General features: G+C 70.9%; 14 protein-coding genes. 7 read left to right on the top strand and 7 right to left on the bottom strand.

The window, feature by feature from the left end:
• Window positions 1–2 precede the first annotated feature (2 nt).
• On the bottom strand, window positions 3–1,403 hold the full coding sequence (locus V1633_RS29910) for an alpha,alpha-trehalose-phosphate synthase (UDP-forming) (RefSeq protein ID WP_331217629.1): 1,401 nt from the start codon (window positions 1,401–1,403) through the stop codon (window positions 3–5).
• Between the two features lie 361 nt (window positions 1,404–1,764).
• Between V1633_RS29910 and ettA the strand changes: the two genes are divergently transcribed.
• From ettA to V1633_RS29890, 4 genes are all read left to right on the top strand, one after another.
• Entirely contained in the window at window positions 1,765–3,441 is a 1,677-nt protein-coding gene (gene ettA / locus V1633_RS29905; protein WP_331217628.1) for an energy-dependent translational throttle protein EttA, read from the top strand.
• A complete protein-coding gene (locus V1633_RS29900) occupies window positions 3,434–3,946 on the top strand; it encodes an acyl-CoA thioesterase (RefSeq protein WP_331217627.1) in 513 nt (170 codons plus the stop codon). Before ettA ends, V1633_RS29900 begins: the two co-directional genes overlap by 8 nt.
• A complete protein-coding gene (locus tag V1633_RS29895; protein WP_331217626.1) occupies window positions 3,930–4,697 on the top strand; it encodes a hypothetical protein in 768 nt (255 codons plus the stop codon). Before V1633_RS29900 ends, V1633_RS29895 begins: the two co-directional genes overlap by 17 nt.
• A 131-nt stretch (window positions 4,698–4,828) precedes the next feature.
• Window positions 4,829–5,413 (top strand): type III secretion system chaperone family protein, encoded by a 585-nt coding sequence (locus tag V1633_RS29890; protein WP_331217625.1) that lies wholly within the window; start codon window positions 4,829–4,831, stop codon window positions 5,411–5,413.
• A gap of 25 nt (window positions 5,414–5,438) precedes the next feature.
• On the opposite strand, the gene V1633_RS29885 is transcribed toward V1633_RS29890, so the two are convergent.
• The 3 genes from V1633_RS29885 to V1633_RS29875 form a co-directional block, all read right to left on the bottom strand.
• Window positions 5,439–5,870 (bottom strand): globin, encoded by a 432-nt coding sequence (locus tag V1633_RS29885; RefSeq protein WP_331217624.1) that lies wholly within the window; start codon window positions 5,868–5,870, stop codon window positions 5,439–5,441.
• Window positions 5,871–6,121: 251 nt separating this feature from the next.
• On the bottom strand, window positions 6,122–7,486 hold the full coding sequence (locus V1633_RS29880) for an MFS transporter (RefSeq protein ID WP_331217623.1): 1,365 nt from the start codon (window positions 7,484–7,486) through the stop codon (window positions 6,122–6,124).
• Window positions 7,487–7,852: 366 nt separating this feature from the next.
• Complete coding sequence (locus tag V1633_RS29875; protein WP_331217622.1) at window positions 7,853–8,893, bottom strand: mechanosensitive ion channel family protein; 1,041 nt, start codon at window positions 8,891–8,893, stop codon at window positions 7,853–7,855.
• A 494-nt stretch (window positions 8,894–9,387) separates the two neighbouring features.
• On the opposite strand from V1633_RS29875, the gene V1633_RS29870 reads away from it, so the two are divergent.
• Window positions 9,388–9,921, top strand: a complete 534-nt coding sequence (locus V1633_RS29870; protein ID WP_331217621.1) for an HNH endonuclease — start codon at window positions 9,388–9,390, stop codon at window positions 9,919–9,921.
• 36 nt (window positions 9,922–9,957) lie between these two features.
• Here the strand turns inward: V1633_RS29870 and V1633_RS29865 are convergent, their stop codons facing one another.
• The 3 genes from V1633_RS29865 to V1633_RS29855 form a co-directional block, all read right to left on the bottom strand.
• Window positions 9,958–10,779: a class F sortase gene (locus tag V1633_RS29865; protein ID WP_331217620.1), complete on the bottom strand. Its 822-nt coding sequence runs from the start codon at window positions 10,777–10,779 to the stop codon at window positions 9,958–9,960.
• A 106-nt stretch (window positions 10,780–10,885) separates the two neighbouring features.
• Entirely contained in the window at window positions 10,886–11,407 is a 522-nt protein-coding gene (locus V1633_RS29860) for a hypothetical protein (protein WP_331217619.1), read from the bottom strand.
• A gap of 206 nt (window positions 11,408–11,613) precedes the next feature.
• Window positions 11,614–12,129, bottom strand: coding sequence for an Lrp/AsnC family transcriptional regulator (locus V1633_RS29855; protein ID WP_331217618.1), 516 nt, complete (start codon window positions 12,127–12,129; stop codon window positions 11,614–11,616).
• 209 nt (window positions 12,130–12,338) lie between these two features.
• Between V1633_RS29855 and V1633_RS29850 the strand changes: the two genes are divergently transcribed.
• On the top strand, window positions 12,339–13,241 hold the full coding sequence (locus tag V1633_RS29850; protein WP_331217617.1) for a tryptophan 2,3-dioxygenase: 903 nt from the start codon (window positions 12,339–12,341) through the stop codon (window positions 13,239–13,241).
• 62 nt (window positions 13,242–13,303) lie between these two features.
• Window positions 13,304–14,590, top strand: coding sequence for a kynureninase (kynU, locus tag V1633_RS29845; RefSeq protein WP_331217616.1), 1,287 nt, complete (start codon window positions 13,304–13,306; stop codon window positions 14,588–14,590).
• The last annotated feature ends 103 nt before the right edge of the window (window positions 14,591–14,693 follow it).

Genomic DNA, 14,693 nt, shown 5'->3' with positions numbered 1-14,693 from the left:
CTTCACTCGTCCTCCGCTTCCGGGACACCCAGCTCGTTGAGGAAGGAGCGGGCCCAGTGGCCCACGTCGTGGGTGCGCAGGTGGCGCTGCATGATGCGCATGCGGCGCCGGGCCTCGCCCTTGTCGACGTGGACCGCGCGCAGCAGCGCGTCCTTGACTCCGTCCGGGTCGTGCGGGTTACAGAGGAATGCCTGGCGCAGCTCTGTGGCCGCACCGGCAAACTCACTGAGCACGAGGGCGCCGCCCGAGTCGGCGCGCGTTGCTACGTACTCCTTGGCCACCAAGTTCATTCCGTCTCGCAGCGGGGTCACCATCATCACGTCGGCCGCGCAGTAGAGCGCGGCCAGTTCACTGCGACTGTACGACTGATGGAGGTAATGGACGGCCGGCACACCGACTCGTCCGAATTCCCCGTTAATCCGACCAACTTCGCGTTCGACCTTGACCCGGAGTGCCTGGTAGTGCTCTACGCGTTCCCGACTTGGCGTAGCAACCTGCACCATAACCGCCTCGGGAACTGTCAACTTTCCGTCAGCGAGCAACTCGCGGAACGCCTTGAGCCGAAGTTCGATCCCCTTGGTGTAGTCGAGCCGGTCGACGCCCAGGATCACGGTCTTCGGGTCGCCCAGCTCGGTGCGGATCTGCTTGGCCCGGGCCTGCACGTTCGGGTCGAGCGCCATCCGCTCCATCTCGGCGACGTCGATCGAGATCGGGAACGCGCCCGCCTTCACCTGGCGGCCGTCGACCTGGATCATCTGGCCCTCGTAGCGCAGCCCGAGCAGGTGCCGGGCCAGCCGGACGAAGTTCTGCGCCGCCAGCCGCTGCTGGAAGCCGACCAGGTCGGCGCCGAGCAGCCCGCGCAGCACCTCGGCACGCAGCGGCATCTGCATGAACAGCTCGATCGGCGGGAACGGGATGTGCAGGAAGAAGCCGATCCGCAGGTCGGGGCGGAGTTCGCGGAGCATCGCCGGTACCAGTTGGAGCTGGTAGTCCTGCACCCAGACCGTGGCCCCCTCGGCCGCGACCTCGGCCGCCGCCTCCGCGAACCGGGCATTGACCAGCCGGTACGCCTCGCGCCAGCGGCGCTTGTAGACCGGCGTCTCCACCGCGTCGTGGTAGAGCGGCCAGATCGTCGCGTTGGACTGGCCCTCGTAGTAGCGTTCGAGTTCCTCGGCGCTCAGCGGCACCGGGTGCAGCCGGATCCCCTCCAGGTCGAACGGTTCCGGAGCGGCGCCCACCCCGCCGGCCCAGCCCACCCAGGTGCCCTGGTGCTGGGCGAGCACCGGGTGCAGGGCGGTGACCAGCCCTCCCGGGCTCCGGCGCCACTGTCGTCCCTCGGGCGTGGTCACCTCATCCACCGGCAGGCGATTAGCGACGACCACGAACGAGCTGCGTACGGTCACGATCAGTGCACCTCCGGTGATGACGGGTCCCACCGCTGAGCGTACTGAGCGTAGCTGCGAGGTTGAGGTCCCCGGGTCACTACTACTGCCCTGCGGGACGGCTCTGGGAAACCCCCGGGTGATCTTGAGCACTGCGGCGTCGACTCCGGCCGGCGCGGAGCCCGGAAGGCGCTCGCCCCGGGGTGATGTGGGCGCAACGTCGCGGACCTGTCAGGATTGACGGTGGCGTTTCGCCCAGCCTCGTCCAGCCGGCCTCAGGGTCGGCGGGAGCCGGCACCGTGGTCGGCGGGGCAGCCCGACGTCGTGGTCGGGTCGAAACACGTCATCAGGGGACACAACACCGTGGGAGGTAGGCCGCACCGTGGCCCAGTACATCTACGTCCTGGAGAAGGCGCGCAAGGCGCACGGCGACAAGGTCGTGCTGGACAACGTGACGCTGAGCTTCCTGCCCGGTGCCAAGATCGGTGTGGTCGGGCCGAACGGCGCGGGTAAGTCCAGCCTGCTCAAGATCATGGCCGGGCTGGACCGGCCGAGCAACGGTGAGGCCCGGCTGATGCCCGGTTACACCGTGGGGCTGCTCGCCCAGGAGCCGCCGCTGAACGACGCGAAGACCGTACTCGGCAACATCGAGGAGGCGGTCGCGGAGACGAAGGCCAAGCTGGAGCGGTTCAACAAGATCGCCGAGCAGATGGCCACCGACTACTCCGACGAGCTGATGACCGAGATGGGTCAGCTCCAGGAGGAACTCGACCACGCCGACGCCTGGGACGTCGACTCCAAGCTCGAACTCGCGATGGACGCGCTGCGCTGCCCGCCGCCGGACGCCGACGTCACCCAGCTCTCCGGCGGTGAGCGGCGCCGGGTCGCGCTCTGCAAACTGCTGCTGGAGGCCCCCGACCTGCTGCTGCTCGACGAGCCGACCAACCACCTGGACGCGGAGAGCGTGCAGTGGCTGGAGCAGCACCTCGCCAAGTACGCCGGCACGGTCATGGCGATCACGCACGACCGGTACTTCCTGGACAACGTCGCGGGCTGGATCCTCGAACTGGACCGGGGCCGGGCCGTCGGCTACGAGGGCAACTACTCCACCTACCTGGAGAAGAAGGCCGCCCGGCTGGCCGTCGAGGGCCGCCGGGACGCCAAGATGAAGAAGCGGCTGACCGAGGAACTGGAGTGGGTCCGGTCCAACGCCAAGGCCCGGCAGACCAAGTCCAAGGCCCGGCTGGACCGCTATGAGGAGATGGCCACCGAGGCGGAGAAGACCCGCAAGCTGGACTTCGAGGAGATTCAGATTCCGCCGGGCCCGCGGCTGGGCAACACCGTGATCGAGGTGAACGGCCTGCGCAAGGCGTTCGGCGACCGGGTGCTGATCGACAACCTCAGCTTCTCGCTGCCCCGCAACGGCATCGTCGGCATCATCGGCCCGAACGGCGTCGGCAAGACCACCCTGTTCAAGACCATCGTCGGGATGGAGCAGCCGACCGCCGGCACGGTCAAGGTCGGCGACACCGTCCAGTTGTCGTACGTCGACCAGAACCGGTCCGGCCTGGCCGGTGACAAGACGCTCTGGGAGACCGTCTCGGACGGTCTCGACCACCTGATGGTGGGCAAGGTCGAGATGCCGTCCCGGGCGTACGTGGCGGCCTTCGGCTTCAAGGGCCCCGACCAGCAGAAGCCGACCAAGGTGCTCTCCGGTGGCGAGCGGAACCGGCTCAACCTGGCGCTGACCCTCAAGATCGGCGGCAACGTCATCCTGCTCGACGAGCCGACCAACGACCTCGACGTCGAGACGCTCTCCTCGCTGGAGAACGCGCTGCTGGAGTTCCCCGGCTGCGCCGTGGTCATCTCGCACGACCGGATGTTCCTGGACCGGGTCGCCACCCACATCCTGGCCTGGGAGGGTGACGACGAGAACCCGGCGAAGTGGTTCTGGTTCGAGGGCAACTTCGAGGCGTACGAGAAGAACAAGGTCGACCGGCTCGGCGCGGACGCGGCCCGACCGCACCGGGTCACCTACCGCAAGCTCACCCGTGACTAGCCAGGTCGAGGCCGAGCGTCCGGCGGTCGCCCGGTACGTCTACGAGTGCACGCTGCGCTGGTCCGACCTGGACGCGTACGGGCACATCAACAACGCCCGCTTCCTCACCCTCTACGAGGAGGCGCGGGTGGCACTGGTGTTCGCCGGCGCGCAGGCGGCCGATGTCGGGTCGTTCGCCGAGGGTGTGGTGATCGCCCGGCACGAGATCGACTACCTGCGCCCGGTCGGGTACGCGCTGCGGCGGGCCACCGCGGACCGCGCCCCGACGGTACGGATCGAGATGTGGGTCGAGGACCTTCGACAGTCCCGGTTCACCATCGGCTACGAGCTGTACGACGGCGACGTGCTGGCCAGCCGGGCGAAGTCGGTGCTCGTGCCGTTCGACCTGGGGCAGCAACGACCGCGTCGGTTGACCGATGCGGAGCAGGAGTTCCTGCGGCCGTACCTGACCGGGCCGGGCGCCGAGGTGGTGAGCGGAGCGGGGCGGCGTGGTGGGCGACCGTAGCGAGCGGGGCGAGACGCTGACCGACCGGCACCGGCTCTCCGGACACGCCGACGCCCGGGCGTTCCTGGCCCGGCTGGCCCGGTTCGATCCGGCCGCGCTGGTCCGGCTGCGCTCTGCCGGTGCCGGTGCCGGTGCCGGTGCGGCCGGTGCGGCCGACCGTACCCAGCTCTGGGCGTGGCTGCCCTGGGGGGTGCTGGTGGGTCGGGTGGTCGCCGGGCCGGGTCCGGGCGACGCGACCGTCTCGGCGGCGGAGCTGCTCGCCGTGCTCGGCCGTGACGGTGCGGAACTGCCGCGCCGCCGGGACACCGACTGGCGCTGGCCGCTGCCCCCGACGTCGAGCGCGGTGGTGGAGCGGATCGCCGGAGCCGAGCTGCGCCAGATCGCCGAAGCGGCGGCCGGGACGCTGCGGACGGCGGCCGCCGAGGGGGTCGCCGGCCGGGCGGTGGGCCAGCGGGCGCTGCGGGACGCACTGCTCGACCACGTGGCCGTCGTGGTGACGGGACCACCGTCGGCGGGCCCGCAGGGGCCGACGCGGACCGCCGACACCGACCGGATCGAGGTCACACAACGACTCGTCCAGGGCATCGTCCGGATGGGCTTTCTCGGTGCCCCCGGATCGTCCGAAAAGGACGCCGTACAGGTACGGGCGGTGGGTCGATGGGTGGGATTGGCTGCACCATTCGGAGTTGCCTGGTCACGGAACGCCAGCCAATTCGCGATCCGGCCAGCGCAAGGTCCTCCGAACGGCTGAGGGGTCATGGTCCATTTAGCCTGGGCGTGTCGTTGGGGGGATGCTTCACGCCGGCTGTCCGGGTACCGTCGGGCCTCGGATCCCACGCAACGTAGGCGCGTGGATCCGCTGGGGAGCGAGGTGCGCAAGCGATGCCGTGGTGGTCATGGCGCCCCGGCCACGCCGGTGGCGTTGAGCCGGAAACTCGAAGCAGGATCCCGTCGGAAGGTGCTGTCCGGGTTGGTCCGCCGGCGCCCCGGGAGCCGGAACACGACTCCCGGCCGAGGGACCGGGCCGCGCTGAGGGAGGGTCCCGCCGTCATCGCACCGGTCACCCTGCGCCGGGTGGCGGAGGCGCTGGATCTGCTCGACATCCGTTACCTTGCCGACGGCGACGGCAGCCTGTTGGCGATGTGGGAGCGGCACGCGGTGCTCTTCGCCCTCGAGGGGCCGGACGACGAGATCCTCGTGATGCGGGCCCGTCCACACTCGACCGTACCGCCGGACTGGGCCGACCGGGCCTACCGGGTGGTCAACGAGTGGAACCACACCCGCCGGTTCTGCAAGGCGTACGTCGGCGACCCCACCGAGCGGGGACAGTTGCCCATCTACGCGGAACTGCAGGTGCCGCTCAGTGCCGGTGCCCACGACGCACTACTGGTGGAGATGCTGGACTGCGGTGCGGCGGTGGCGACGACCTTCGTCGACTGGCTGCACGACGAGGGCGCCCTGCTGTAGGCGGTGCGGCGGCACCCCGTCCGGGTCAGCCGACCTGACCCGGGGTCTCGTCCATCGTGTTGACCATGAAGTAGGCGGCCCGCTCCAGGTACTGCCACAGGGTCTCGTGCTGCTCCGCGGAGAGGTCGAGGCTGTCCACGGCGCGACGCATCTGGTGCAGCCAGGCGTCCCGTTCCACCGGTCCTACCCGGAACGGGGCGTGGCGCATCCGCAGCCGGGGGTGGCCCCGCTGTGCGGAGTAGGTGCTGGGGCCGCCCCAGTACTGCATCAGGAAGAGGGTCATGCGCTCCGCGGCCGGACCCAGGTCGTCCTCCGGGTACATCGGTCGGAGCACCGGATCGGTCGCCACACCCGCGTAGAACCTGTCGACCAGACGGCGGAACGTCGGCTCGCCGCCGACCGCCTCGTAGAAGCTGGGTGTCGGCTCGGCCTGCTCGGGCTCGCCTGCGGGATTCACGGTTCCATCCTGCCATCCGGGCCGACGATCACGCGGTGCCGGAGCCCCGTACCGGATGCGGGCTGGCTCACATCGGGCCTGCCGGCCGGTCGCGGCCGGGTCCGGAAACCGCGCCGGGTCGCAGCGGCGTCGGGTCCGGCCGCGCGGCCCGGGATTGCGCCGGCTCCGGTAGCGGCGTCGGGTAGGCGACCGCGCCGGGGTTTTGGTGGCTGTCGGTGCGGGGCCGGTGCCCGGGCGGATCGCGGTGCGGGTCAGACCGCGCCGATCCCGGCCTCCGAGGAGGGCGGCCGAGGTCCGGGCGGGCCGCTCAACGGTCGGATCCCGCTCGGCGCCGTCGACGTCTCGCCGACCGGCCGGCCCTGCCGTGCCCGGGCGATCGCGGCGGAGAACTGCTCCGGTCGCGGCCAGCGGGTGGCCAGCAGCAGCATGAGCACCACCCCGGCGACACTCCACAGACCGACCACCCGATGGAGTGGGAACCGCTCCGCGAGCACACCGGTGATCAGGACGGCCGCCCCCTGGATGCTCTGCATGCCGGTGTTCATCACCCCGAACGCGCGGGCCCGGTAACCGTTCGGCAGGGCCTGGACGAAGAGGGCGTTGGTCACCGGGATCAGACCGGTGACCGCGAAGCCGGCGATCGCCGCCAGCAGAGCCACGATCACCGGTGAGGGGCCCAGCAGGGCCGGCACCAGGGCCAGCGGGGCGAGGACCGCGAACGGGCGGATCAGGGCCTGGCGCCGGGCCGGCCGGATGATCCGGCCTACCAGCAGGGCGCCGAGGATGGAGCCGGTCGGCACGGCACCCATGATCAGCCCCTGGATGATCCCCGGGTGGGTGCTCCCGTCGGCCAGGTCGCTGGCCCAGGCGGCGGCGAGACCTTCCGGGACGATGGCGAAGAGCATCGCCGAGAAGATCAGGATCGCGATCGCCCGGAGCGCCGGCGTGCCGAACACCAGGCGGAACCCGGCGGCGGTGTCCCGGATCAGGTGGTCCGGGCTCTCCCGGGGGACGGCCGGCCGGTGCCGTACGCCGGTCCAGATGATCAACGCGGAGAGCCCGAACGCGACGGCGTTGATCAGCAGGGCGAGTTTCGGGCTGTACAGCGCGATCGACGCCCCGGCGACGTAGCCGCCGATCTGGGCCGCCTGGCTGCTGCTGCTCAGCAGTGACAGCGCGACCACCAGCCGGTCGTCCGTGAGGATCAGGGGCACCATCGCGGACCGGGCGGCCTGGCTCGGCGCGGCAGCCAGGGTGGACGCGAAGAGCAGTCCGAGGATCGCGACGGTGGGCAGGTCGACGAGCGCGAGGATCAGGAAGAGCGGCAACCGGACGACGTCACAGATGACCATGACGGTCCGGTACGGGTACCGGTCGGCGAGGGTGGTGAGCAGCGGGCCACCGATCAGCCAGGGCAGGTAGCTCGTCGCGAAGGCGGCGGCGGACAGGGCGACCGAGTCGCTCTGCTGGTAGACCAGCATGGTCACCGCCGCCTTGGCGATGTAGTCACCGGCCCAGGTCAGCACCACGGCCAGGTAGACCGATCGGAATTCACCCTCGGTGAACACCTCGCGGAAGGTAGCCGGCCGCTCAGGGACGTGTGTCTCCTCGGACACCGATGGGCCTCCATCGTTCTCGACCGCTGACCAATGTGATGGGGCTGCCGGGAACGTTAAACGTTCGGATCAGCGAGGTCTTCGTTACACTCCGAGTGGGAGCTTGTCCTGGATTCTGCCCGATCGTATGACAACTGGCTAGGGCGAACGGGTAGATCGTCGCATCTCCGACTGGTCGAACGGACGATACCCGACCGTCGACAAGGTACGCGACCCCCGGCGACCGGGGTGGACTCGACGCCGATCGGTATCCGTGACATCGCCGTTACGGGTGGACCGACCCCGCCCGTGACGGACCGCCGGGGCCGCCCCGTTCCGTGTGGTCCACTCCGCTCAACCGGTACCGCCCCGCGCGGATCCCGTTCCTCAGGTCGGGCCGCCCTGACCCGTGCCCGGGTCCTCCGGGGGTGCGGCAGGACGCGGGAACATCCGGGTGGCCGCGATGCCGGCGGTGATGCCGGAGTTCTCCAGCGCCTCGGCCAGCCGGCGACGCAGTTCCCGGGAGACCGGGAGCTGGCCCTCGGCCGTGGTCTTGGCGACCGTACGGATCACCGCCCCGTCCACGGTGATCTGTTCGACCCCGACCACCTCGGGCGGCTCGACGAGTTCGGGCGCGAGTTCCGGGTCGACCGCGACCGACGCGGCGGCGGTCTTCAGCACCGCGGTCGCCTCCTCGGTCCGGGCGAAGCCGATCGGCATGTCGACGATGACCATCGCCCAGCCCTGGCTCTTGTTGCCGACGCGGATGATCTCGCCGTTGCGGATGTACCAGACCACGCCGCGCGCGTCGCGGACCGTGGTGATCCGCAGACCCACCGACTCGACCACTCCGGTGGCCTCGCCGAGGTCGACCACGTCACCGACGCCGTACTGGTCCTCGAGCAGCATGAACAGACCGGCGATCAGGTCCTTGACCAGCGTCTGGGCGCCGAAGCCGAGGGCCACGCCGGCGATGCCGGCACTGGCCAGCAGCGGTGCCAGGTTGAAACTGAGTTCGCTGAGGATCTGCAGGGCGGCGATGGCGAAGACCACCGCCGTGGTCATGCTCCGCAGTACCGAACCGATCGCCTCGGCCCGCTGCCGGCGTCGTTCCGGATAGATCGCCTCGGGGTCGGGCGCGGCGGTGGGGATGCGTTCCCGCAGCGGCTTGAGCACCGCCGGGATCTTGCTCTCGGAGGTGCTCCGCACCAGCCGGTTGATGGTGCGGTGCAGCAGGTACCGGAGCAGGAACGCGAGCAGCAGGATCAGCAGGATGGTGAGCGGCTTGACCACCAGGTAGTTGCTGCCCTCGGCGAACCACTCGGACCTGGTCCAGCGCCAGATCTGGCCGCAGACGGGATCGTCGACGCAGCTCGGCTTGGGGTCGGGCGTCTCGGCGGCGGGCATGCCGAGGACGGCTGCGGTCATCGTCGCGGGGTTCACGAATGCCTTAGTACCTTACGGCCGCCGGGCGCTGTCGGCCGACCCGCCGGCCGGTGGCGGAGGTCCCGCTCGCCCCGCCTCGCCGGCCGCCGGCCGGACCTGGTCAGGCCGGCGCCCCGGCCTGCCCTGGTGCCGACGCCCGGGATACGCCGACCCACCGGTCGGCCGGTCGCGGTCGGCACGGGGCACGGAGCACGGAGCACGGAGCACGGAGCACGGAGCACGGAGCACGGGCTGATCGGACGGAACCGGTCATCCTGCCACGCGACGTGAAAGCTTTCCGCAGGGACCCCCGATTAGTACGTGCATTCGCGGCACCTATCGGGGACTATTGGCGCACGGACGCCGGTGATCGGCCGGCGTCGGCCGCGATTCCGGCGGCCTGCCGGTCGATGCTGGCCGGAAACGGGCACCGGAGCGGGGTCGGCACCGCCGGGCGACAGGGAGTGGACGGGAACACAACCGAGAGGGTGAGCGCGATGCCTGACATACGACCCATGGTGGGCTCCGGAGCGTTGGTGCTCAATGCCACCTACGAGCCGCTGTGTGTCGTTTCAGTGCGTCGGGCCGCGATCCTGGTCCTCTCCGCCAAAGCCGTCTGTGTGGCCGACGGGGAGGGGATGCTGCACAGCGCCCGGAATGCCCTTCCCGTGCCTTCGGTGGTGCGACTCACCCGGTTCGTCCGGGTGCCCTACCGGACCCATGTCGGTCTCTCCCGGCGGGCCATCTTCGCCCGGGACAACTGGCGCTGCGTCTACTGCCGGGGCCCGGCCGAAACCATCGACCACGTGTTCCCGCGCAGCCGGGGCGGCCGGCACGCCTGGGAGAACGTGGTGGCGGCCTGCGCCAAGTGCAACCACACCAAGGGCGACAAGACCCCCGCCGAGCTGGGTTGGCGGCTGCACACCCTGCCCACCGCCCCGAAGGGGATGGCCTGGCGGGTGCTCGGGCACCGGGCGCCCGACCCGCGTTGGGCGGACTGGCTGGACCTGCGCGAGGCCGAGGCCGCCTGACCGGCGGCTGCTTCCGGCACGACGGCGGACGCCGGTTCACGGTCGGCGGGCGGAGACCAGGGACGCGAAGACGATGACGTTGTCGGCGTACCCGGTGGACCCGCCCACCCACCGACCGCCGCAGGTGATCAGGCGCAGCGCCGGGCGGCTGAAGTCGCCGTAGACCCGGTCCACCGGCAGTTGCGACTTGTCGAACCGCCTGACCGAGTTGACCTCGAAGATCGCCACCGACTGGTCCTCCCGGGCAATCTCGATCTTCGTACCCGGTCGTAGTCCGCTCAGGCCGTGGAAGACCGCCGGTCCGGTGGCGGTGTCGACGTGCCCGACGATCACCGAGGGTCCGTACTGGCCCGGCGTGGGGCTCTGGTCGTACCAGCCGGCCTCGTCCCGACGGTCCGACGCGGGCACCTCGATCGTGCCGTCCCTCGCCACCCCCACCGGATGCACCGGCGCGTCCAGGCCCAGCGCCCGGATGCCGATCTCCACCGGTGGGCTCGATTCGAGTACGGGGAACTTTCGCGGCGGCGCCTGGGCACCGAAGATCAACCCGCTCGGCAGCAGGGTGATGCCGGTGACGTGCTGGACGCCGAACGCGGTGACGAGGAGGCCGATCAACAGCATGACGATCGGCACCGGGCCGGGCCGGCGTCGTCCTCGCCCGACCGGTACGCCCCGGCGGGGCCGACCGGCCGGCACCACGTCCAGGGTGCCGGGCGGAACACGGTCCTGCGGATCCGGGCTGGTGACGCTCGCCGCGGTGGCCTGGCGGGCGGTGTGGGCCACGACCCGGCCCACCCGACGCCGCCACCGGGCGGCCCGGCCCCGCCACGTGCCGTCGGCCGTGGAAGAGCGGGTCATCTTCGCTCCGAGTCAGTCAGCTGCTCCGGGTCGACGCCGGGCTCCGGAGTCGGTCGTCCGGTCCCGGGTCGACGCTGGGTTCCAGGGGCGGATTGCCCGGTCCCGGTCAGCCACCCAGTTCGGTACGCCGACGCTGCCGGCCGAGCAGGCCGAATCCCACCCCGAGCGCGACGATGCCGAGCCCACCCGCGAGGATCATCGGACCGGCCATGCCGCCGGCCGTGCCGCCGCCACCGGTGGCCGGACCCTGGCTGCCCTGACTCATGTTGACCACGTTGAGCGTGGTGGTCGCCCGGTCGTTGTTCGGGCAGTGCAGGTTCACCGCGTACGGGCCGGGTGCCTTGTTGCCCGGAATCGTCACCGAACCGGTGAGAAAGCCGTTGTCGGGCCGGACGATGACCCGGCCGAAGGCGTCCGACTGGACGGTCGCCTGCTGGTTGTTGGCGTTGTCGCAACTCGCCCGGATGTTGACCCGGCTGCCCACCTGGGCGGTGTTCGGCGTGACCTCCACGAAGGTGTTCGGTCCGGCCCAGGCCGGCGCGGCGTTCCCGCCGATCGGCCCCGGCAGCAGAGCGGTGGCGAACACGCCGGCGGCGATCGTGCGGCCGACGATCCTGGCAGCGTTCATGACTCCCCCTTCCGGCCCTCCCGGCGGGCCGTGCCGCCGGTGCCCGCCGCACGCCGTCTGCGGCGGGTCGGCGGCAGCCGTCCGTCCTGACCGGTGTTCCCAGCCGTCCCGAGGACACACGCCGCCGGGCCCGCCGAGCGGGAACGGCATGCCCGGAAAGGGCGGACGCGGGCGGGAGAGGTGGTGACGGCCCTGGTGGGCGGTTCTCAGGGCGTGCCGGCCGGGGCCGGTGGCGCGGCGTCGACCGGGGCCGGGCCGTCGGCGGCCGGCACGGCGGGCGGGTCGGGGCGGATCGGCACCACCGGATCCCAGGCGAGCGGGCTGGAGAGCACCATCGTGCTGGAGGGCTGCCCGTACGGGGCGAGTCGGTCGATGACCCGCTCGAACGCCTCGATCGAGCTGGCCGCGACCTTCAGCAGGCTGCACGCGTCACCGGTGATCCGGTGGACCTCCAGGATCTCCGGCCAACCGGGCAGACCCGGATCACGGAGGATGCACCGGGGTCCGTAACAGGACATCCGGATCATCGCGACCACCTTGCGTCCGGCCCGGGCCAGGTCGACGTGCGCGTGGTAGCCGGTGATCACGCCGGACTCCTCGAGCCGACGTACCCGTTCGGCGACCGCCGGCGGGGAGAGGTGGACCCGCCGGGAGAGTTCGCTGTACGAGAGCCGGGCATCGGCCTGCAACTCCCTGAGCAGGGACCAATCCATGTCGTCCACGATCTGACCACCCTCCGTACCGCCGGCTCACGGTCCACCGGGCCACCTTATGAACGTTAAGTGATCCGGCGGAATGACCGAACGACCCGTAACCCCGGCGCGTCAATCGCCGTTGGTCCGGCATTCCGTTCACCGGCCCGACGGAGAGATCATGACCTTGTCCGGGCCGGGTCACCCCAGGCCCGGGGTGAGCGAGGGAGGCGAGGGCGATGAAAACGACGCCGCGACAACGGCTGGTCGAGCGGTCCCGGATCCGGCCGACGAGCGCCGAGCAACGCCTCGCCCGTGCGGTGGCCAACCACGGCGAGCCGACCCTCGAGTTCGCCGAACTGCTCCCGTACGACGCCTACGTGCACGCCAGTACTTTGCACAGCCTGCAGCAGACCCTGAGCCGGGATCCCGGCGAGATGTCGTTCCTGATGGTCAGCCAGATCATGGAACTCTACTTCGGACTGACCTGCTTCGAACTGCGCGAGGCGCGGGAGCGGCTGCGTACCGACGACGTCCGGGGGGCCCTCGCGCCGCTGCGCCGGGCCGGGCTGCACCTGGAAGGACTCAACGCGGCCTGGCGGGGACTGCGCTGGATGACCCCGGCCGACTTCAACAAATTCCGCAACCTGCTCGGCGAGGGCTCCGGGTTCCAGTCCGCGATGTACCGCCACCTGGAGTTCCTGCTCGGCCTCAAGTCCGAGTCGCTGGTCCGGCCGTTCCGCCGTCAGCCGCAGGTCCACGCCGAGCTGGTCGAGGCGCTGCGCGCGCCGAGCCTGTGGGACGAGGTGACCGCCCTGCTGGCCCGGCTCGGCCGGGACATCCCGGCCGAACTGCTCGACCGGGACTTCGCCGCCGAGGTGGAGCCGTGCCCCGAGGTGACCTCGGCCTGGGTGGAGATCTACGCCGACGCCGGCCCGGACAACCACCTCCGCCTGCTGGGCGAGGCGTTGACCGAGATCGCCGACCGGTTCGACGACTGGCGTCACCAGCATCTCAAGGCGGTACGCCGGACGATGGGCGCCAAGGTCGGTACGGGAGGCTCGGCCGGCGCGGCCTGGCTGCGGCGCAGCATGGACCGGGAGGTCTTCCCGGAGTTGTGGGCGGCACGTACCGAGATGTGACCGGGGCCGGCCGTGGGAGACCGGCGCTGGCCGGACGAGGGAGAAAGGGGAGCGAGGACAGCATGACCATTCCGGGTGAGGAGACCGCCCGTCGGCTCGACGAGGACGACAGTGGCCACCGGGACCTGTTCCACGTACCGCCGGCCGAGGGGGGCCGGTACGCCGAGGCGGCGTACCTGGTCGGGAACTCCCTCGGGCTGCAGCCCCGGGGCGCCCGGGCGGACCTGCTGGCCGAACTGGACGCCTGGGCCACCCGGGCGGTGACCGGCCACTTCTCCGGACCCCGGCCGTGGGTGCCGTACTACCGGCTGCTCACCGCGCCGAGCGCGAGGCTGGTCGGGGCGCTACCCGTCGAGACCGTGGTGATGAACTCGCTCACCGTCAACCTGCACCTGCTGATGGTCTCGTTCTACCGCCCGACCCCGGGGCGGGACCGGATCCTGATCGAGGACGGCGCCTTCCCCTCGGACAGTTACGCCGTGCGCAGCCAGGCCCGGCACCACGGCCTCGACCCCGACGAGGTGGTGGTACGACTGCGTCCGCGCCCGGGCGAGGAGACGCTGCGTACCGAGGACGTGGTCGACCACCTGGCGCGGGAGGGTCACCGGGTGGCCCTGGTCCTGCTCGGCGGGGTCAACTACCTCACCGGTGAGCTGCTGGACATTCCGGCGATCACCGAGGCCGGCCACCGGGCCGGCGCGCTGGTCGGGTGGGATCTCGCGCACGCGGTCGGGAACGTGCCGCTCGCCCTGCACGACTGGGACGTCGACTTCGCGGCCTGGTGCACGTACAAGTACCTCAACTCCGGGCCGGGTTCGCTGGCCGGCGCGTTCGTCCACGAGCGACACCTCGGTGACCCGGCGGTGAGCCGGTTCGAGGGCTGGTGGGGCACTGACGAGGCGACCCGGTTCGAGATGGCCCCGGTCTCCCGGCCGCCGGCCACCGCCGACGCCTGGGTGATCTCCAATCCGCCGGTCCTGGCGATGGCGCCGATGCGTACCTCGTTGGCGATCTTCGACGAGGTCGGGATGTCCGCACTGCGGGCGCGCAGCCTCCGGCTGACCAGCTATCTCGAACAGCTGCTCGACACGATCACCCCGACCCGGCCGATCAGCGTGATCACACCCCGGGACCCGGCACGGCGCGGCTGCCAGCTCTCCGTCCGGGTCGGCCGGGGAGGTGCGGCGGAGCTGACGAAACGGCTCGCCCACGAGTACGGCGTACTGGTCGACGACCGGGAGCCGGACATCATCCGGTTGGCGCCGGTGCCGCTGTACTCGTCCTACCACGACTGCTGGCGGGCGGCCGACGCGTTGGCGCACCTCGTGGAGGGGACCACCGCGGCCTGAGGTGAGCCCATCCCGGGTGTGACCTGGGCTCGGGACTCGCCGAAGAAATCGACGTGTATCCGACGCAACCTTCACTGGCTACAGACTGTCCTCTATATGTTCC

The organism is Plantactinospora sonchi, from assembly GCF_036422035.1.
Lineage (GTDB): Bacteria > Actinomycetota > Actinomycetes > Mycobacteriales > Micromonosporaceae > Plantactinospora > Plantactinospora sonchi.
The sequence above is the reverse complement of the archived record's forward strand: the minus strand, read 5'-3'. Positions and strand labels throughout refer to the sequence as shown.

Bases quoted from the DNA above. Each gene is read 5' to 3' on its own strand.
- V1633_RS29890 (WP_331217625.1), top strand. From the start codon at position 4,829: ATGCCGTGGTGGTCATGGCGCCCCGGCCACGCCGGTGGCGTTGAGCCG.
- V1633_RS29875 (WP_331217622.1), bottom strand. From the start codon at position 8,893: ATGACCGCAGCCGTCCTCGGCATGCCCGCCGCCGAGACGCCCGACCCC.
- V1633_RS29870 (WP_331217621.1), top strand. From the start codon at position 9,388: ATGCCTGACATACGACCCATGGTGGGCTCCGGAGCGTTGGTGCTCAAT.
- V1633_RS29865 (WP_331217620.1), bottom strand. From the start codon at position 10,779: ATGACCCGCTCTTCCACGGCCGACGGCACGTGGCGGGGCCGGGCCGCC.
- V1633_RS29860 (WP_331217619.1), bottom strand. From the start codon at position 11,407: ATGAACGCTGCCAGGATCGTCGGCCGCACGATCGCCGCCGGCGTGTTC.
- V1633_RS29850 (WP_331217617.1), top strand. From the start codon at position 12,339: ATGAAAACGACGCCGCGACAACGGCTGGTCGAGCGGTCCCGGATCCGG.
- kynU (WP_331217616.1), top strand. From the start codon at position 13,304: ATGACCATTCCGGGTGAGGAGACCGCCCGTCGGCTCGACGAGGACGAC.